Below are 18035 nucleotides of genomic sequence, written 5' to 3' on the forward strand. Positions count from 1 at the left end.
GCTACGCAAAAGCCCCGCCTGAGTAATCAGGCGGGGCTTTTTTGTAGGTCTGTTAAAAGCCCCTCACCCTAGCCCTCTCCCAGAGGGAGAGGGGCTTGACCGAGCCGATGCAGGATTCAACTCAATGCATTCAGGCTGTAGAGGGGCTGGGGTTTGCCCCAATCAGCCCCCTCTCCCTATGGGAGAGGGTTGGGGTGAGGGTCGTGGGTCAATTAGCGTTCTGAAACCTGCACATGTCCCTTTTGCGCCGGCTTCCAGCCCAGCAACTGCTGCTTGAAGCCATGACTGGCACCCTGGTAGTAGGCTATTGCCCGCTCAATCAGCGGATCAGTCGCCGCTACCCGCGATTCAATACTGGTGCTCAGCGCATCATCATGGCGGCGCAGCCCCTGACGCGGACTGAGAATGGCCAGGTCTTTGCCGTCAAACAAGCCCAGGTGCTGGTAGTTGCCCACGACCACGCGCGGCGGCAGCGGGTTGTCCTGCAACAGGTTGCGGCCAAAGAAGGTCGACTGGTAATCCAGGTTCAGCAAGCCGAGCAAGGTGGGCGCCAGGTCGATCTGGCTGGCCAGTTGCGAGTTTTCACGGGCGTCGATCAACTTGGGCGCATAGATAAACAGCGGGATCTGATAGTTGGTGATCGGCAAGTCTTCCTTGCCGGCACTGCCCGCCGTGTGGTCGGCAACGAAGACGAAAATCGTATTGTCGAACCACGGCTTTTTACGCGCATCGTTGAGGAATTGGCCGATGGCGTAGTCGGTGTATTTCACTGCGCCGTCGCGGCCGTTACCCGATTTGATGTCGATCCGGCCCTCAGGGTAGGTGTAAGGACGGTGGTTGGAGGTGGTCATCAGTTGCAACAAAAACGGTTTTTGTTGCGCGTAATTGGCATCGGCCAGTTTCAGGGTTTCGCGGTACAAGTCTTCGTCAGCCATGCCCCAGGCATTTTTGAAATGAATATCGGCTTCATTCACGCTGCTTTGGTCGACAACGCGGTAACCGTTGCCGCTGAAGAAGGCGTTCATATTGTCAAAGTAACCGCGCCCGCCATAGACGAACACGCTGTCATAGCCCACGCCATTGAGCTGCTGGCCCAGGCTGGCAAAGCCGCTTTCACGGCCGATACGCTTGACGATTGAACGCCCGGGCGTCGGCGGAATGGCCAGGGTAATGGCTTCCAGGCCCCGGTCGGTACGCGTGCCGGTGGCATAAAAGTTGTTGAAGTACAGGCTCTCTTTACGCAGCTGATCCAGATTCGGCGTCAGGTTGCGGCCATCACCGTTGCTGCCCAGGTACTTGGCACTGAGGCTTTCGATGGTCACCAGTACGATATTGGGCTGGCGCACAGCACCCGGGTTATCGATGTTGCGGCGGATATCCAGTGGGTCCTGGCCCACAAAGGTGGCGTTGGGCTCGGTCAGTTCGGCGCGCAACTGTTTGGCCACTACATCGGTGGGCAGGCTGGCGTAAAACTGCTGGTAGTCCAGCTCGTTGTTACGGAATGCGGCGAAGAACTGGTAAGGGCCATTGCTCGCCAGTTCATGCTGGTAGGCGTTGCCGCCCTGACCGCGCGGGCTGTCCTGGTCGAGCAGTTGCAGGCTCAGGCCCGCTACCAGCAGCAGGCCTGCAAAGGTGGCGATACGTCCACCCAGTGTCGGTAGCTCGGCATTCATGGCCGCATTGAACGGTTTACGCACTATCAGGCTCAATACAATGGCAGCCAGGGCGATGGCGCTGAGCAGGATGCCGATTGGATAGGATTCCAGTACGTTATTCAGCACTTCATCGGAGTAGACCAGGTAGTCCACGGCGATAAAGTTGAAACGCACGCCGAACTCATCCCAGAACAGCCACTCGGCCACGCCAGTAAAAAGCATGGCAAACAAGCTGACCGTCAGCAGGCCCTGCAGGAACCACTGGTGGCCGCGGCGACGCCACAGGGCTGGTGGGCATAACAGCAGATAGCCCCCCAGCGGCACGGCGGCATAGGCTAGAAAGCCAAGGTCGTAGAGCAAACCAATGCCAAACACGGGCAGCCAGTTGTTGCCGGCCTCTCCCAGGTGTGTAACTAGCAGAACGCCTCGGGTGATTAGAAAGGTCGCCAGCCAACAGCCAGTCAACAGCAGGAGATAGCGCATAGGCGCGGTGTGCAGCAGACGCATTAGTTGTTTTTCCTTAAACGCGGGGGTGCGAAAGTGTGCCGGCGCCACTGTATTGAGTTTGTGAACCGACAGTAAAAAAAATGTCATTTATGTGAGAGTCGTAACTAAATTGTCTGAGCGCCCTGTGGTGCTGGCCCTGCGGGGTTCTTGGCCTTAAGCTGCGCGGGCCAAGACGGCCGTAACTGTGAACGGAGAGAGTGCCCATGCGAATTCTATTGGTTGAAGACAACCGCGATATCCTCGCCAACCTTGCCGACTACCTGGGTCTCAAGGGCTATACCGTTGACTGTGCGCAAGATGGTTTGTCGGGCCTGCACCTGGCGGCCACCGAGCATTACGACCTGATTGTGCTCGATATCATGTTGCCCGGCATCGACGGCTACACCCTGTGCAAGCGCCTGCGTGAAGATGCCCGTCGCGATACCCCGGTGATCATGCTGACCGCCCGCGACCAGTTGGATGACCGCCTGCAAGGCTTCAAGTCAGGTGCCGATGACTATTTGCTAAAACCCTTTGCCCTGTCCGAGCTGGCTGCCCGCATCGAGGCGGTTTTGCGTCGTGCCCAGGGCGGCGGGCGACGCGAACTGCAGGTCGGCGAGTTGCGTTACGACCTCGATACCCTGGAAGTGACACGCGAAGGCCGTCTGCTCAAGCTCAATCCGGTGGGCTTGAAATTGCTGGCGGTACTCATGCAGAAAAGCCCCCATGTATTGCGCCGCGAAGTGCTGGAAGAAGCCTTGTGGGGCGATGATTGCCCGGACAGCGACAGCCTGCGCAGCCACGTCCACCAATTGCGTCAGGTCATCGACAAGCCGTTCGACAAGCCTCTGTTGCACACCGTACATGGCGTGGGCTATCGCCTCGCCGAGGTTCGTGATGGAGTTTAGGCAAAGTCTTTCCCAGCGGATCATCATCGCTTTTGCATTGATGAGCGCGCTGGTGGCAGGGACATTCGCTGTGGGCATTATTGCCACCGTGCACCTGGTCGAAGAAAAACTCATATCGGCAGGGCTGGGCGGGGATTTGCAGCGCCTGTTGCTGATGGACAACGGCGCGGAGTGGAACCATCGCCCCAAGCCGAGCCAGCTGTTTTATTTCAGTGGCGGGCGTGGCGACTTTGCCCTGCCCAAGGACCTGCGTCATCTGGATCCGGGCTTTCATGAGGTGTTCCGTGACCAGTTGTCGTATCACGCGATGGTAGAAGTGGTCGATGGCCGGCGTTATGTCCTGCTGCAAGACCAGAGCGATTTTGAAGAGCGCGAGCGCGTGTTGTTTGCTGTGGTCGCCGTCGGTTTTGTCCTGGCGCTGGCGCTGGCGGTGTTCCTGGGTTGGACCCTGGCGCGGCGGGTGATGGCTCCGGTTATCCGTCTGGCACGTCAGGTTCGCCATCGCGATCAGTTACTGGGGCTGGCGCCGCCGTTGGCCCCGGATTATGCGGCCGATGAAGTGGGCGAGCTGGCAGTGGCGTTCGATGCCACGCTGGGTCGGTTGCGCGACACCCTGACCCGCGAGCGTTTGTTCACCAGTGATGTCAGTCACGAGCTGCGTACTCCGCTGATGGTGCTGGCCAGTTCCTGCGAGCTGTTGCTGGAAAGCCCGTCGCTGGATCAGCGCAGTCGTTCACAGGTCGAGCGTATTTCCCGTGCCTGTGAGGAAATGCGCGAACTGGTGCAAACCTTCCTCATGCTGGCCCGTGCCCAGCATGAGGATGCCAACATGTCGCCTACGGTGACCTTGACTACCGTGGCCGAAGGCCTGATCAGCCTGTGGCGCGAGCCGATTGAAGCTAAGGGTCTTGAGCTGATCTACGACCCCGGCAATCCGCTGGATACCCGTTATAACGCCACTTTCCTGCATGCAGTCATGGGCAACTTGTTGCGCAATGCCTTGCACTACACCGACAGCGGGTTTATCCGGCTGACCCTGGAACCCAGCGGTTTTGTGGTGGAAGACAGCGGCGTGGGCATCCCTGAAGAAAAGCGCCAGGCGATGTTTCAGCCCTTTGTGCGCGGCAGCGAAAAACGCGGTGAAGGCCTGGGGCTTGGCCTGTCACTGGTGCAGCGCATCTGCGATAGCCAGGGCTGGCGGGTCACACTGACCACCATGGAGCCAAATGGCTGCCGTTTTCGTGTCGAGCTTGGTCCGGCCGAGGTTTGAAGTCTTTTCTGCGGCTTGCGTTCTGCAGGCCGCACACCCCGAAAGTCTGTACGTAAGTGGCCCTGCGCCAGTACTTTCAACCTGTAAAACCTTGAAATGTTTGTATGAATGGTCTGACAGAATTTTCACCTGTCCATGACCTGATGCACACGTCCCGCTGATTAAGGTAGTGCTCATTAGCTTCTGGAGCACTTGCATGAACTCGATCATCAAACTCAAATTTTCTGAAAAGTACGACCAGCATCACGCTACGCAATACCTGATCAAGCATCAGGACGGCCTGGCCCGACGTTTGTCGCACAAGCGCGATGAACAATTGGCGCGTCGCGCTTTGCAGCTGGCAGGCGAACCTCAGGTCGTTCTCGATTTGCCTTGTGGCGCGGGCCGTTTCTGGCCGTTGCTGGCACAAATGCCAAGCCGCGAGATCATCGGTGCCGATAACTCGGCGTCCATGCTGGAGGTGGCATCTTTGGCCCAACCCGCCGACGTAGTGAAACGGGTACGGCGCTTGCAGATGTCAGCTTTTGAAATAGATTTGCCTGACAACTCGGTTGACAGTGTTTTTTGCATGCGCTTGTTGCACCACATTGGCGATGCAAGCCACCGGATGGCTCTATTACGGGAGCTTCATCGCGTTAGCCGGGACAGTGTGATTATCTCATTGTGGGTAGATGGCAATTTTAAGGCCTGGAAACGCAAGCGTCTCGAGCGTCAACGCGCTGCAGAGGCAGATCAATACGGTTACCAAAATCGTTTTGTGTTACCTGCTGCTACAGTGGAGGCGGAATTCAAAAAGGCAAGTTTCACCGTTCAGGACCATTTGGACTTTATTCCGCTCTATGCGATGTGGCGGGTTTACGTATTACGAAAGAGATAACTCATGACCGTTGATTTTGTACAGCAATCCCCCTCTGCGACTGAAGACCCATTCGAGTTTTACTGGAATCAGCAAGGCGAATGGGTTGAAGAGCCCAATCAGCGTCGTGGTGGCGAGAGTGGTGTACAACGGATTCATGATGGTGAAGGGCGCTTGCTCTACGCCAAACGACAGGTGGGGCATACCTACCGTAGCTGGCGTTACCCGCTGGGTCGCCCGACGGTGTTGCGTGAACAGGATGCGTTGCTGGCCTTGAGCGCTTTGTCGGTTGGTGTGCCGGAGCTGGTGTACTGCGGAGCGCAACAAGCAACAGACAAGCAATGGCGTGCATTGCTGGTGACCGTGGGCCTGGAAGGCTTTGTTGAAATCGATAACTGGTACGCCGCCGGTGAGCGCGAGCGCTGCGGTGAAGCGGTACATGACCGAGTGCTTGAAGCGATAGGCCATACCTTGGCTCGTATGCACCTGGGCCGTTGGCAGCACGGCTGCCTGTACGCCAAACATGTCTTTGTACGGGTGACGGGGCAGGGCGAGGGAGCCGAGGTTGACGTGGCTTTGCTGGACCTGGAAAAAAGTCGGCAACGCCTGACGGCCCAAAAAGCCGCTTCCCACGATCTTAAACAACTGCGGCGCCATTCGTCGTGGAGTGCTACAGAGTGGGACAGACTGATCTACTTTTATAAAACAGTGTTTGGCAGCGCTATCAAAGGTTTACGGTGATGAAGCGAGAAATAGCACGAAGTTTGTTTCTGCTGGGTGCCCTGGTCATTGCTGGCGTGGCGTTTGCCGCATGGGAACAGCCTGTGACTCGAGTGTTGAGCGGGGCCCAAATAGGGGCTCATTGTCCGTTGCCGCGCGTGGTCAAAGCTGCGGTAGCAACCCGGCCCGACCACGACCTGTTGCTGTTCATGTTTGGAATGAGCCAGGGGCTGAAGAAGTAATAGCCAAGTCCCTGTAGCAGTTGACGAGCCGTGCGAGGCTACGTCCGGCTGCGCAGCAGTCGTAAAGCCATCCAGCGTTGGTGTATCTGATACACCGTGATCTTTGGGTTTACGACTGCTGCGCAGCCGGACGCAGCCTCTTTCCTTAGGCAGCGACTACAAGTGTTTCTGCAGCTCTACATGATATGCAAATGGTTGTCCCAAAGCCCCGAGGGTAAATCCAATGGCTTGGCTATCAGCTCGCTCTGACGGCAATCGTAGAAACGGCAACGGCCCTGGCCGGACGTAACCACAAAGCCATCCTCCACTGCACCCACCCCAGCACAATCCGGTAATGGCGCATCCAGGCGCAGCACGCCACTGTCCAGGTCCCAGATAAAGAACCGATTGCCCCGCGGAGCCGTCAGCGCAACCAGACGCAACTCGCTGTGAACCGCGACACTGGCGGTGTAATGGCCCATGGCGCGCAGTTGCTGCTCGGCCACCGGGAAGGGTTCAAATGGCTGGCCGGGACGCTTGATGGCCAACAGTTCCGACAACTCATGGGCATCCCCCATAAATTGCTGGCAAGCGACGATGGTGCCGTCACTGGCAATGCCCAAATGGCGCACACTGTTCATTTGCTGGCTCAGGGTTTCCTGGCTGATCAGGCTGCCATCACGGTGCATCAGCACCAGGCTGGGTTCCATCGCGTTCAGGTTCATTTCGACCCGGCTTTCGGCTTCGGTACGAATACCGCCGTTGGCCACCACCAGTGTTTCACCGTCAGGCATCCACGACACCTGATGCGGGCCGACGCCGTGGGTGGGAATTTCACCGCTGTGGATCAGGCGCTCGCCTTCAAAGCGATAAACCCCAAGCAAGCCACGGCCCGGATCAGTGGTGTCGTTTTCAGTGGTGTACAGCCACTCGCCGTCTTTATGGATGACCGCGTGCCCATAAAAATGCCTGTTGGGCCGGGACGTCAGGGTTTGCAGCAACTCCCCGTCTGTCAGGCTGATCAGGTAGCTTTCGGTACCGGGGCGCCGCGCCACGAACAGGGCAATGGGCAGTGTCGGATGGTTAATGATGTCATGGCAGCGCTGGCCGACCCGGGTGCTGAACACCTGAGTGCCATCCAGACGATAACCAACAGCCAGGTGATTGCCGTCTGCATCGTCGCGGGCACTCAGCAGCAACGGGCTTTGGCCTTTCTGTTTAAACAGTGACCAACCGCCCAGCGTGATTGCACTGAGCAATAAGCCACCAAGCTTGAGTGCTTGCCTGCGCATCATCGAACCTTCCTTTATCAATCGCCGTCGTTGGCGTTAAAGCCCAGCTGGATGCCCAGGGCCTTGGCCAGTTCGCCTTCGTGCAGGCGGTGAACCACGTTGAGGCTGTCGTAGATGGCGTTGAGCTGGGCGCGCCCGGCATCGTCAGCCAGCAACTCGTTGAGGGTGCGCTGGTTGTCATTGAACAGCTTGAGCGAGGTGGCGTAGGCCGCGTCGATCTTGTCAGCCAACGGTTTTTGTTCAGCGGGTAGCAGGCTGCGCAGGCCCTTGTTGTCGACACCGGCCCAGACGGTCTGGGCTGCGGCCAGGCTGGCGGCCAGGCTTTTGAGTGACGACTCGCTGCGCCATGCATCAGCCTGGAACGGTTGCGGGATGCCTTTGCTCTGGCGGCCCATTGGCGTGCCGAGTTTTTTCTTCAGGGTATCGAGTGCGGTGACCTGCACGCGCAGCACGTCAGCGATGGCTTCGTGGGAGTCGGCGTAGCGCTGGTTGGGGAACTTGCTCATTTGCGCGAGCATGCCGTCCGTGCTGTTCCAGCTGGCCAGAATCTCTTCGGCCAGTTGCTTCTGACGTTCGCCGATGGCAGTCAGCAGCGGGCAGTAACGGGCTTTTTGCGCATCGTCGGCCAGGTTGATATTGCTGTCGAACAGAATGTATTCGTAGGCAGACAGGCCTTGCACCACAACGCTGGACTTGGCCAGGGCCGCGGCATCGATCTGCGGCTGGGCGATCACCAGTTGTTCGACCTGACGGCCGACCAGGTTCTTTTTGTCCGGCCAGAACTGTACCTGCCACGAACGATTACCCTCGGCCAGAGGCCCGATCAGCAAAGGTTGCAGCTCGGCCCAGGCTTTTTGCGCATGCAGGAAGTCGGCGCGGGCCGTTTCCAGGGTTTCCTTGCCCTGGCAGTAGGCCAGTGCGCTGACGGCCAACTGGCGGTCAGCTTCAACCCAGCGGCTGTAGGTAGGCAGGATCACTTGTTTGGCGATGGCTGCCGAGGTGACGGCCTGCGGGTCTTGTGGCGAGCAGGCCGCCAGGGCGATGGCGGCAAGGCTGGTGAACAACAGCTTGGGTCGAAACATGTCGGGGTCCCCGATCTTGTAAAGCGTTAAAGAGAGTTCAGGAACGCCAGCAACGCGGCGCGTTGCTCGGCATTAAAGCGTAACACCTGCTGCCTGGCCGGTTCGGCCTCGCCGCCATGCCAGAGCACGGCTTCCAGCAGGTTGCGGGCACGACCATCGTGCAAAAACTGGGTGTGGCCACTTACCGCCTGGGTCAAGCCGATTCCCCACAACGGCGGCGTACGCCAGTCCTGGCCGCTGGCGGCGAATTCGCTGCGGTTATCGGCAAGGCCCGGGCCCATGTCGTGCAGCAGCAAGTCGCTGTAGGGGTGGATGACCTGATTGGCCAGCTCGGGCTCGGCGGCGTTGGCCGATGTGGTGAACGTTGGCGTATGGCATGAGTTGCAGCCGGCCTGGTAGAACAGGTTTTTCCCGGCCAGCACCTGGGGTGCGCCGACATCACGGCGGGCGGGTACGGCCAGGTTGCGAGTGTAGAACTCCACCAGGCGCAGAATGTTGTCGCTGACCTCGGGTTCGCCATCCGGGCCATTGCCGTTGGGCGCCTCGAGGCAGGCAGTTTGGGCCTTGGTGCAGTCATCGAAGGGCCTCAGGGAAGTCGTGAGCCCCATATCACCAGAAAAAGCGTGAACATTTTGTTGATTGAGGTTCGGTTGCCCGGCTTTCCAGCCAAAACGACCCAACACTGTCTTTTGTTGCGCGTCATCCCACACCCAGTTCGGGCGCCCGGCAATACCCTCACGTTTGTCGGCATTGGCCAGAATGGCTTCGTTGGGGATGGCCTCGAGCAGCCCCAGGCCGATCATCGGGGGTGCAATGCGGGCCGACATGCGGGTGTCGGGATGCATCGGGCCATAACCCAGCTGGGTAATCTGCAGGGTGGGCTTGCGCAGTTCGACTTCAGTGCCGTCCTTGAAACGCACGGTGACCGGCTCGTAATCGACCCGAACCTTGCCTTCGGGAGCTACACCGGGCACGGCCATATCCTGCAACTGGCCACCATAGACCGGCTCGGGCACGATGCCTGCTTGCTCGATCAGCGTGGCGTAAGCAGGGTCGTTGGGGATCGACAGGCGCACCAGCATCGACACCGAGTTCTTGGCGCCCGGAGCGGGAGGGTGGCCGCGACCATCCTTGATGTGGCAGTTCTGGCAGCCGTTGGTGTTGAACAACGGGCCCAGGCCATCACGGGCGGTTGTGGTGGACGGGGCTATGACCCAGGGGCTGCGAAAGAAGCTGTTGCCGACGCTGAAATCCAGGCGCCGGGTGGGCGACAAGTTGGCCGAGGGCATGGAAAACGAGTTCTGATCGGTTTTGCGCACCGTAGTAGCCCCGCCTGAGCGGGCTTCGCCGGGCTCGGGTTTGGTAAAGCGCGGGGCATTATCACAACCGCCAAGGCACAGGGCCATGAGCAGCAGAGACAGGCGAAGAGGCAACGAAGGCATCAAACGTCCAGATCAGCGAGCAAAATCGAGGGCGCAAAGTTTAGCAGGGAAGGGGAATTGAAATAAGAGGGATTAGCGTTTGCTGTGACTTGGGGCAGACAAATGACCCTGTAGAAACTCTGTTGCCGATCAAGCCCGCCTGTTGTTCGCAAATCCCTCATCCATACCGGCCGCTCGACCGCCTCGGCCGCTTTTGATCTGGCTTTTGATTTTGATCTGCTGGCCCCATCGGCAGGCCGAGTGGAGGTTCTGCGCAGTGGGTCGACCGGCATGGATGCCGGGAGAGCCGCGATGGGCCATGGATGGCCCGTGGCGGCGTGCCCACGGAGCGGGACCGGAGCGAGGGAACCTGAGCGCAGCGAAGGCCGTACGCCAGGGGCAAGCCTTTTTGGTTACTTTTTCGGCGTCTGGAAAAAGTGACTCGCTGTAAGAGCGAAACCAATATCCCAGTTAGACATGAATGCCGGATATGTACTCAAAGTTCAAGTTAGAGCCACCAAGTACATATCCATTCGATGTGCCACGGCTCTCTACGGGTTCCGCCCTCACTCCGGCACTGTTATGGGGGCACGCCGCGACGGGCCATCCATGGCCCATCGCGGTTGGCGCGGCGTCCTGCCGCGCCACCCCCATAACAGCACCTGCGTTCGGCCTTCTGTGAGGGGCATTCACGTCGCTTGGCTAATCGAGTGGCCACAGCAAAAGCAAAGGCAAAGGCAAAACCTTGTCGTAGCGAGCAGGCTCGATGTTGAAGTTCTCTTGCTCGCGCCGAAGCGGCCTACAAAAAAGGCGACCCGAAGGTCGCCTTATTGTTCATTCACTCAAACGTTGCAGATCAGAAATCGTGATCGGCGTTGTCCGGGTTCAGGTCGCTGATGCCCAGCTTGCCAGCGGCTTGCTCGATGGCACCGGTCTGCTTGACCAGGGCAGCGATGGCATCACGCACAACCTGGTTGCCCGCAGCGTTGTCAGCTGCGATCAACTGGTCGTAGTGCTCGCCCTTGTTGGCGCGGTCAACCATGACCTGGATCTTGGCTTCGGTGTCGGCCAGATCGGATTTGAGCGTGGCGTCGGTAGCCGGGTCAATGACCACCACCAGCGACGACAGGCTTGGGCCGGTCATTTTTGTGCCGTCAGCACGCACGTACTCACCCAGATACACGTTGCGAATGCCCTTGGCATCGTAGAAGTGCGAGTTGTGGGTGTTGTCGCTGAAGCAGTCCTGCTCATCTTCAGGGGAGTTGGCTTCCAGGGACACTTTCATCCGCTCGCCGGCCAGTTCGCCCAGCGACAGGCTGCCCATGCCGAACAGCATTTTGCGCAGGCCGTTTTGTACCGGCTCGGCTTCCAGCGTAGCGCGGTAGTTGTCAGCCACGTTTGGTGCCCAGTTGCCGACCATTTCGTTGAGGTCGTTGACCAGCAGTTGGGTCACGGCTTTCAGATAGGCGCGACGACGATCGTTATGACCACCGGTGGCGCCTTCGCCTTCCAGATAGTCCGAAGCAGGACGGTTGCCTGCACCCGGGCCCGTACCGTTGAGGTCCTGGCCCCACAGCAGGAATTCGATGGCGTGGTAGCCGGTGGCTACGTTGGCTTCGGAGCCGCCCAGCTCGTTGAGGCTGGCCAGGGTTTCCGGGGTGATTTCGGTTACGTCGACCTTGTCTTCACCAATCTGGATCTGGGGGTTGGCGATGATGTTGGCGTTGGCACCCGGGTTGCCCAGTGCGCCGGCGTAGTTGGCGTCAACGTAGTCGATCAGGCCTTCGTCCAGGGGCCAGGCATTCACCTGGCCTTCCCAGTCATCGATGATGGTGTTACCGAAGCGGAACACTTCGCTCTGCAGGTAAGGCACGCGAGCTTCAACCCAGGCGGCACGGGCAGCTTTGAGGGTCTCGTCGTTGGGCTTGGCCAGGAATGCATCGATGGCGGTTTGCAGTTTCTTGGCAGTGCTTTCGGCATCGCTGTACACGGCGTGAACCATGTCGGCGTAATGGGCAACGACGGCCTTGGCGGCAGCTTCGTCGACTTTTGCCGCCGTGATGTCAGTGGCAGGCGTCGCGGTACTGGTGGCGGCTGCTGGCGTAGGGGTTGCTGCGGTTTTTTCCTTGTCCTTGTCGCCACAGCCGGCGAGTGAGATAGCAATGGCCAGCAGACTGGCGGTAGCCAGAGGCATACGAATCATGGCGAAAATCCTGCTTCGAGAGGTGGGACAAGCGTGCGGCTGCACGCGAAACTGCCACATGATGCGAAAGATATGCATTTTCTGTAAAGGGCTACTGTTGGAAATATTTCTTATTTACTTCAGCTCTGCCCCGGGTCTTTCGTGAATCTCGAAATAAGGACTTACATAATGACGGCCTTGTTACGTCGGGCCTGCTTGAGATAAGCCACCAACTCCCGTGCCCCAAGGGGTTTGCTGTACAGGTAGCCCTGGCCTTCATGGCAGCCCTCGGCGATCACATAGGCTTCCTGTTCGACCGTTTCGACACCTTCGGCGATGACCTGCATGCCAAGGCTTTTACCGAGCTGGATGATGGCGCGCACGATGGTGGCATCGTCACCGTCATCGATGAGGTCCTGCACAAAGCTTTTATCAATCTTGATTTTGTCCAGCGGCAGGCTTTTGAGGTAACTCAGGGATGAATAACCGGTACCGAAATCATCAATCGCAATCAATGCACCGGAGCGTCGCAGGCTCAGCAGGTGCTGGGCGGCGGTGCTGATGTCTTTCATCAGGCTGGTTTCAGTCACTTCCAGCTCAAGGCTGCGCGGGGCCAGGCGGTGGCGTTGCAGCAGGTTGTTGACCACCCGGGGCAGGTCTATGTGGTGCAACTGCACGGTGGACAGGTTGACGGCCATGCGCAATTCACTGAAACCCAGGTCGTGCCATTCGCGCAGCTGGCCGCAGGCCTGGTCCAGCGCCCATTCGCCAATGGCAATGATGCTGCCGTTTTTCTCGGCCAGCGGAATAAACAGGTCGGGCGGCACCATGCCGTGCTCCGGATGTTGCCAGCGCAGCAGGGCTTCTACGCCGACCACGCGGTGATCGCTGTAGCGGATCTGCGGTTGATAGACCAGGTAAAGCTGGTTGCACAGCAGGGCTTCGCGCAGGTCTTTTTCCAGTTCGCGCATGCGTCGCATCTCGCGGTCGACGCTGGCGATATAAAACTGATAACGGCTGCGCGAATAGCTTTTGGCCAGGGTCATGGTCTGTTCGGCTTTTTGCAGCAACTGCTCAGTGGTATCGCCGTCTTCAGGGAACAGGGTGATGCCGATGGTGGCGCGCAGGCGGATATTTTGCTGGTCAAGGCTGAACGGCGATTCGAGGTCGTCGAGAATGCTCTGGGCCAGTTCGGCAGCCTCATAGGGCTGTTCGATATGGGCCTGAACCAGGGCAAACTGATCGCCGCCCAGACGGCCAAGCGCACCGAGGCTGCCGCTGTGGGCGCGCAAACGGTCGGCCAGGGCCTGGAGCAACTGGTCGCCGGTTTGATAACCAAACTGTTCGTTGATGCCCTTGAAGTCGTCCAGGCCCACGCACAGCACGGCGACGCGGCGTTGCAGGCGGCCTGCATCGGTGAGGATCTTGCCCAGTTGCCCCTGCAATTGCTGGCGGTTGGGCAGGCCGGTGAGAAAGTCGTACTGGGCCATGCGCAGCAACGAGCTTTCGGCTTCGTGGCGCAAACGGTTGTTGCGCTCGATCGAGGCCAGCAACTGGTTGGATGTATTGACCCACACCCCTAGCTCGTTGTGCTCGTGGCCCTTGAGCAGAGGGATCACATGTTCGCTGGGGCGATCGGGATTGATGCTGGTGAGGTGCCCGATGATTTTTGACAGCGGCTTGGTCAGCAGCCAGTGATAGACCAGATACAACACCAGCCCCATGAGCAGAGCGCGCAACAGGCCGGAAAACAGCATCACCGCCGAATCGGTCAACAGGCCCAGACCGTAAGTTGCGGTGTCGAGGGTGATGCTCAGGTCGCCGTAGTACTCGCTGTATGGGCCTTGGCCAACTAACGGAATGCGGAACCTGTGCTCCTGACCCAGTATCAGGTCGGTCACCCAGCGGCTCGATGAGCTTTGCAACTCGCGGTTTTTTTCGGCCAGCGGCGCTTCATTGGGATGGCCGATGGCAGCCTTGCGCACCGCCGGATCCTGGAACAGACCTTCGATAACCTGCATGGCCATATCGCGATCCAGGCTGTAAAGCGCCTGGGTTGAGGGGTCGCGAAACATGTCGAGGATTCGTTCGGCATCTGCCGTAACGGCTTGTCGGACTTTGTAGGCGTCGAACACGATCTGTGCGCAGCTCAGCACGCCTCCAACGACCACTGCTGAAAGCAGCACGATGCGGAGCAACTTGAGTGACAAGCTGTTTTTGAATTGCCGCTTCAAAGCGCTATTCCCTGTTCCTGCCATTAATGCCTGTGGCCTTGTATGTGAACGATTTTTTGCCAGAGTGCAAGTGACCAATGTGCAGCGCTTGTAACGGCTACTGTGTCGGTATCTTCACCTTGAACTTGAGGCGCAGCCTGAAAAATTCCCGCCGCTTTCATACTAGCTGGCCCGGATTGGATGGGCTTTTTAGCAAGCCAAAAAAAACCCGGCAATGCCGGGTTTTTTTATCTGGAGCGAGACTTAGGCAGTGAAGGGTTTGCCTTCGAACTGCTCAGCAACGAACTTCCAGTTAACGAGGTTCCAGAACGCTTCTACATACTTCGGACGCACGTTGCGGTAGTCGATGTAGTAGGCGTGTTCCCAAACGTCGCAGGTCAGCAGCGGGGTGTCGCCGCTGGTCAGCGGGTTGCCGGCGCCGATGGTGCTGGCCAGGGCCAGGGAACCGTCAGCTTTCTTCACCAGCCAGCCCCAGCCGGAGCCGAAGGTGCCGATGGAAGTCTTGCTGAATTCTTCTTTGAACTTGTCGAACGAACCGAAGGCAGCGTTGATGGCATCAGCCAGCGCGCCAGTCGGTTGGCCGCCGGCGTTTGGCGCCAGGCAGTTCCAGTAGAAGGTGTGGTTCCAGACCTGAGCGGCGTTGTTGAAGATACCGCCCGAAGAGGTTTTGACGATCTCTTCCAGGGTTTTGCCTTCGAACTCGGTGCCTGGCACCAGGTTGTTCAGGTTCACGACGTAGGTGTTGTGGTGCTTGTCGTGGTGAAACTCCAGGGTTTCTTTGGAGATGTGCGGCTGCAGGGCATCGTGTGCGTACGGCAGCGGCGGCAATTCGAAAGCCATGATGATTCTCCTAATCAGGTCAGTTGCGATGAGCGCAAGGCCGATCACGGGCGGCCAAACACGCGCCGATGAGTTTTTACTCTTTGCGGCGCAGGGTCAGGATCATAGCACCGGGGTGACGGCATAACCACGCGACAACTGTGTGGGATAGACGTTTCAGCACATGTGGGACTATTTTTTTTTGCCTGTGGGAACAGGGTTATGCTCAGCCCGAAACAATTAACTGCAGCGCCACTGCATACATCATCACCGCTACCAGCAAGTCCAGGATGCGCCAGGTGTTTGGCCGTGCCAGCCACGGTGCAAGCCAGGCAGCACCCAGCGCCAGGGTGAAAAACCACATCAGCGAAGCACTGGCCGCGCCCACCACATAAGCGCCGGGCACGCTTTGCTGGGCGCCAAGGGAACCGATCAGCAACACTGTATCAAGGTAAACGTGGGGGTTGAGCAGGGTGACGGCCAGTGCGCTGAGCATCACTGCCTTGAGCGAGCGGGCAGTCTGGCTGGCAGAATGCTCAAGGCTCGATGTGGAAAACGCCCGGCGCAGCGCCTGGGTGCCGTACCAGAGTAAGAACACCGCCCCGCCCCAGCGCGCAACACTGAGTAATAGCGGGTTTTGCGCCAGAAGGGTCGCCAGGCCAAACACCCCGGCCGCCACCAGCAGGGCATCGCACACTACGCAAAATGCCGCCACGGGCAGGTGGTGTTCACGGCGCAGGCTTTGCGCCAGCACAAAGGCATTCTGGGTGCCGATGGCCATAATCAGGCCGAACGCGACCAACAGGCCATTAAGGTAGCTTTGCCACATAAGGATTACTCGTTGTACTGCAGGCGGGGTTGCTGCTGGCTATTCTCCTGCCCTTGGATGTATAAGAAAAACCAATATTGCTGATCGCTCATTAGGAAAACTGATGTTCGACTATAAGTTGCTCTCGGCCCTGGCCGCCGTTGTGGAACAGGCCGGTTTTGAACGGGCGGCGCAGGTGCTTGGGCTGTCCCAATCGGCCATCTCCCAACGCATCAAATTGCTTGAAGCCCGTATCGGCCAGCCGGTGCTGGTACGCGCCACGCCGCCAAGCCCGACCGAAATCGGCCGGCGCCTGCTCAACCATGTACAGCAAGTGCGTTTGCTGGAGCGTGACTTGCAAAGTGCGGTGCCGGCGCTGGACGATGAAGGTTTGCCCGAGCGCCTGCGCATCGCCTTGAATGCCGACAGCCTGGCCACCTGGTGGGCGCCGGCCGTGGGGGATTTTTGCGCCGAGCAGCACCTGTTGCTGGACCTTGTGGTTGAGGATCAGACCGTTGGCCTCAAGCGCATGCGCGCCGGTGAAGTGGCTGCCTGCCTGTGTGCCAGTGAACGGCCGGTCGCCGGGGCCCGCAGTGTGCTGCTGGGCGCCATGCGTTACCGCGCTCTGGCCAGCCCGGCGTTTATCGCCCGGCATTTTCCGGGTGGCGTCAGCGCCGCGCAGTTGCCCAAGACCCCTGCGCTGGTGTTCGGCCCGGATGATTTTCTGCAACATCGTTACCTGGCGGCACTGGGGGTGGACGGCGGCTTCGAGCACCATTTGTGCCCATCCTCAGAAGGCTTCATTCGTTTGACCGAGGCCGGTCTTGGGTGGGGGCTGGTGCCTGAGCTGCAAGTGCGCGAACAATTGGAAAATGGCAGCCTGGTGGAGCTTTTGCCAGATAAGCCCATCGACGTGCCATTGTACTGGCATCATTGGCGCAATGGCGGACAACTGCTGGGGCAACTGACCGAACATTTATCGCGTTCGGCTAGTGCCTTTGGCCTGATAACCGGCGTTTAAAGAGCAAGCAGCACGAATTACAGCATTTGGAGTGATTGATGAAGATTCTGGTCACCGGCGCAAGCGGCTTCATTGGCGGACGCTTTGCGCGTTTTGCCCTGGAGCAGGGCTTTGACGTACGGGTCAGCGGGCGTCGGGCCGAAGGTGTCGAACATCTGGTGCGACGCGGCGCTGAATTTATCCCGGGTGATTTGACCGATGGCCTGCTGGTGCGCGACTTGTGTGTGGATGTCGATGCGGTGGTGCATTGTGCGGGGCACGTGGGTGCCTGGGGGCGTTATCAGGACTTCCACCGCGATAACGTGCTGGTGACTGAAAACGTAGTTGAAGCCTGTCTGAAACAGCGGGTGCGGCGCCTGGTGCATTTGTCATCGGCAGCGTTGTACTTCGATGGTCGCAACCACACCGACCTGACCGAAGAACAGTTGCCCAAGCGCTTCAGGCACCCTTTTGCCGCCACTAAAAACCTGGCGGAGCAGAAGGTGTTTGGTGCCCAGGAGTTTGGCCTTGAAGTGATTGCCCTGCGCCCGCGTTTTGTGACGGGGGCAGGGGACATGAGCCTCTTCCCGCGATTGATCAAACAGCAGCGCAAAGGTCGTCTGGCCATTGTTGGCAACGGTTTGAACAAGGTCGATTTCACCAGTATGCAAAACCTCAACGAAGCGCTGATGAGCAGCTTGTTGAGCAGTGCAGCGGCGTTGGGCAGGGCCTACAACATCAGTAATGGCACGCCGATACCGTATTGGGATGTGGTCAATTATGTGATGCGCCAGATGAACGTGCCCCAAGTGACCCGTTATCGTGGTTACGCCACGGCCTACAGCCGTGGCGCGCTTAACGAAGCTGCCTGCAAGTTATGGCCGGGGCAGCCCGAACCGTCACTCTCGCGTTTGGGGGTGCAGATCATGGATAAAGACTTTACCCTCGACATCAGCCGCGCCCGGCACTACCTCGACTACGATCCCAAGGTGAGTCTGTGGTCCGCGCTTGATGAATTCTGTGGTTGGTGGAAAGCTCAGGAATCCCCTTACCGCTAACCACTTGCCGCCATTTTTAAAGG

Annotated in this window: 15 protein-coding genes; 7 read left to right on the forward strand and 8 right to left on the reverse strand. The window is 58.8% G+C overall.

Annotated features, from left to right (window positions below):
* Window positions 1-212 precede the first annotated feature (212 nt).
* Window positions 213-2162, reverse strand: coding sequence for an LTA synthase family protein (locus V6L81_RS09055; RefSeq protein WP_095020922.1), 1950 nt, complete (start codon window positions 2160-2162; stop codon window positions 213-215).
* Window positions 2163-2365: 203 nt separating this feature from the next.
* Between V6L81_RS09055 and colR the strand changes: the two genes are divergently transcribed.
* The 5 genes from colR to V6L81_RS09080 all read left to right on the forward strand — a co-directional run bounded on the left by colR (window position 2366) and on the right by V6L81_RS09080 (window position 6137).
* A complete protein-coding gene (gene colR, locus V6L81_RS09060; RefSeq protein ID WP_016779797.1) occupies window positions 2366-3049 on the forward strand; it encodes a two-component system response regulator ColR in 684 nt (227 codons plus the stop codon).
* Window positions 3039-4319, forward strand: coding sequence for a HAMP domain-containing sensor histidine kinase (locus tag V6L81_RS09065; protein ID WP_095003358.1), 1281 nt, complete (start codon window positions 3039-3041; stop codon window positions 4317-4319). Before colR ends, V6L81_RS09065 begins: the two co-directional genes overlap by 11 nt.
* 196 nt (window positions 4320-4515) lie before the next feature.
* Window positions 4516-5196, forward strand: coding sequence for a class I SAM-dependent methyltransferase (locus V6L81_RS09070; RefSeq protein WP_338660624.1), 681 nt, complete (start codon window positions 4516-4518; stop codon window positions 5194-5196).
* Window positions 5197-5199: 3 nt separating this feature from the next.
* A complete protein-coding gene (locus V6L81_RS09075) occupies window positions 5200-5916 on the forward strand; it encodes a lipopolysaccharide kinase InaA family protein (protein ID WP_095019398.1) in 717 nt (238 codons plus the stop codon).
* Complete coding sequence (locus V6L81_RS09080) at window positions 5916-6137, forward strand: hypothetical protein (RefSeq protein WP_095003361.1); 222 nt, start codon at window positions 5916-5918, stop codon at window positions 6135-6137. The genes V6L81_RS09075 and V6L81_RS09080 overlap by 1 nt, the downstream gene beginning before the upstream one ends.
* A 176-nt stretch (window positions 6138-6313) precedes the next feature.
* Here the strand turns inward: V6L81_RS09080 and V6L81_RS09085 are convergent, their stop codons facing one another.
* The 7 genes from V6L81_RS09085 to V6L81_RS09115 all read right to left on the reverse strand — a co-directional run bounded on the left by V6L81_RS09085 (window position 6314) and on the right by V6L81_RS09115 (window position 15975).
* Window positions 6314-7411, reverse strand: a complete 1098-nt coding sequence (locus V6L81_RS09085) for a DUF1513 domain-containing protein (RefSeq protein WP_095003362.1) — start codon at window positions 7409-7411, stop codon at window positions 6314-6316.
* Window positions 7412-7425: 14 nt separating this feature from the next.
* The gene (locus V6L81_RS09090; RefSeq protein ID WP_095003363.1) at window positions 7426-8490 is read right to left on the reverse strand and encodes an imelysin family protein; all 1065 of its coding nucleotides are present in this window, start codon (window positions 8488-8490) and stop codon (window positions 7426-7428) included.
* Window positions 8491-8516: 26 nt separating this feature from the next.
* Complete coding sequence (locus tag V6L81_RS09095) at window positions 8517-9932, reverse strand: di-heme oxidoredictase family protein (protein ID WP_095019401.1); 1416 nt, start codon at window positions 9930-9932, stop codon at window positions 8517-8519.
* 835 nt (window positions 9933-10767) lie between these two features.
* Entirely contained in the window at window positions 10768-12114 is a 1347-nt protein-coding gene (locus V6L81_RS09100) for an imelysin family protein (RefSeq protein WP_095003032.1), read from the reverse strand.
* A gap of 161 nt (window positions 12115-12275) precedes the next feature.
* Window positions 12276-14351: a putative bifunctional diguanylate cyclase/phosphodiesterase gene (locus tag V6L81_RS09105; RefSeq protein WP_404824666.1), complete on the reverse strand. Its 2076-nt coding sequence runs from the start codon at window positions 14349-14351 to the stop codon at window positions 12276-12278.
* 219 nt (window positions 14352-14570) lie between these two features.
* Window positions 14571-15167, reverse strand: coding sequence for a superoxide dismutase (locus V6L81_RS09110; protein WP_095003034.1), 597 nt, complete (start codon window positions 15165-15167; stop codon window positions 14571-14573).
* Between the two features lie 205 nt (window positions 15168-15372).
* Complete coding sequence (locus V6L81_RS09115; protein WP_095003035.1) at window positions 15373-15975, reverse strand: LysE/ArgO family amino acid transporter; 603 nt, start codon at window positions 15973-15975, stop codon at window positions 15373-15375.
* Between the two features lie 103 nt (window positions 15976-16078).
* Between V6L81_RS09115 and V6L81_RS09120 the strand changes: the two genes are divergently transcribed.
* Both V6L81_RS09120 and V6L81_RS09125 read left to right on the forward strand, forming a co-directional pair.
* The gene (locus V6L81_RS09120) at window positions 16079-16975 is read left to right on the forward strand and encodes a LysR family transcriptional regulator ArgP (protein ID WP_240882002.1); all 897 of its coding nucleotides are present in this window, start codon (window positions 16079-16081) and stop codon (window positions 16973-16975) included.
* A gap of 38 nt (window positions 16976-17013) precedes the next feature.
* The gene (locus V6L81_RS09125) at window positions 17014-18012 is read left to right on the forward strand and encodes an NAD(P)-dependent oxidoreductase (protein WP_095003037.1); all 999 of its coding nucleotides are present in this window, start codon (window positions 17014-17016) and stop codon (window positions 18010-18012) included.
* The last annotated feature ends 23 nt before the right edge of the window (window positions 18013-18035 follow it).

The sequence above is a fragment of the Pseudomonas bubulae genome, from assembly GCF_037023725.1.
GTDB lineage: Bacteria > Pseudomonadota > Gammaproteobacteria > Pseudomonadales > Pseudomonadaceae > Aquipseudomonas > Aquipseudomonas bubulae.

Bases quoted from the DNA above. Each gene is read 5' to 3' on its own strand.
- V6L81_RS09110 (WP_095003034.1), bottom strand. From the start codon at position 15,167: ATGGCTTTCGAATTGCCGCCGCTGCCGTACGCACACGATGCCCTGCAG.
- V6L81_RS09115 (WP_095003035.1), bottom strand. From the start codon at position 15,975: ATGTGGCAAAGCTACCTTAATGGCCTGTTGGTCGCGTTCGGCCTGATT.
- colR (WP_016779797.1), top strand. From the start codon at position 2,366: ATGCGAATTCTATTGGTTGAAGACAACCGCGATATCCTCGCCAACCTT.
- V6L81_RS09085 (WP_095003362.1), bottom strand. From the start codon at position 7,411: ATGATGCGCAGGCAAGCACTCAAGCTTGGTGGCTTATTGCTCAGTGCA.
- V6L81_RS09090 (WP_095003363.1), bottom strand. From the start codon at position 8,490: ATGTTTCGACCCAAGCTGTTGTTCACCAGCCTTGCCGCCATCGCCCTG.
- V6L81_RS09100 (WP_095003032.1), bottom strand. From the start codon at position 12,114: ATGATTCGTATGCCTCTGGCTACCGCCAGTCTGCTGGCCATTGCTATC.
- V6L81_RS09070 (WP_338660624.1), top strand. From the start codon at position 4,516: ATGAACTCGATCATCAAACTCAAATTTTCTGAAAAGTACGACCAGCAT.
- V6L81_RS09080 (WP_095003361.1), top strand. From the start codon at position 5,916: ATGAAGCGAGAAATAGCACGAAGTTTGTTTCTGCTGGGTGCCCTGGTC.
- V6L81_RS09065 (WP_095003358.1), top strand. From the start codon at position 3,039: ATGGAGTTTAGGCAAAGTCTTTCCCAGCGGATCATCATCGCTTTTGCA.
- V6L81_RS09105 (WP_404824666.1), bottom strand. From the start codon at position 14,351: ATGGCAGGAACAGGGAATAGCGCTTTGAAGCGGCAATTCAAAAACAGC.
- V6L81_RS09125 (WP_095003037.1), top strand. From the start codon at position 17,014: ATGAAGATTCTGGTCACCGGCGCAAGCGGCTTCATTGGCGGACGCTTT.
- V6L81_RS09095 (WP_095019401.1), bottom strand. From the start codon at position 9,932: ATGCCTTCGTTGCCTCTTCGCCTGTCTCTGCTGCTCATGGCCCTGTGC.
- V6L81_RS09120 (WP_240882002.1), top strand. From the start codon at position 16,079: ATGTTCGACTATAAGTTGCTCTCGGCCCTGGCCGCCGTTGTGGAACAG.
- V6L81_RS09055 (WP_095020922.1), bottom strand. From the start codon at position 2,162: ATGCGTCTGCTGCACACCGCGCCTATGCGCTATCTCCTGCTGTTGACT.
- V6L81_RS09075 (WP_095019398.1), top strand. From the start codon at position 5,200: ATGACCGTTGATTTTGTACAGCAATCCCCCTCTGCGACTGAAGACCCA.